General features: G+C 78.0%; 1 protein-coding gene. It reads left to right on the forward strand.

Annotation, left to right across the window (positions count from 1 at the left end; translation table 11 throughout):
• A partial coding sequence (locus UK12_RS42780; RefSeq protein ID WP_045307350.1) for a hypothetical protein occupies positions 1-282 on the forward strand: 282 nt, incomplete at both ends.

Raw genomic sequence — 282 nt, forward strand, 5'->3', positions numbered from 1 at the left:
GCTGGGTGGCCGAGGCGCTCCGCGCCCTCACCGGGAGCGGCGCCGAGGTCCGACGGATCACCGTCGACACCACGGCGTGCGACCGTGACACCCTCGCGGCCGAGCTGCGTGCCGCGTACGCGGGGACGGCGGACCTGGCCGGGGTGCTGTCGCTGCTGGCCCTGGACGAGCAGGTGCACCCGCTGCACCCGGCCCTCTCCGCCGGGCTCGCCGCGACCGCGCTGCTCACCCAGGCCCTGGGCGACGCCGCGATCGACGCACCGCTGTGGTGCGCGACGCGCG

Source organism: Saccharothrix sp. ST-888, from assembly GCF_000955975.1.
Lineage (GTDB): Bacteria > Actinomycetota > Actinomycetes > Streptomycetales > Streptomycetaceae > Kitasatospora.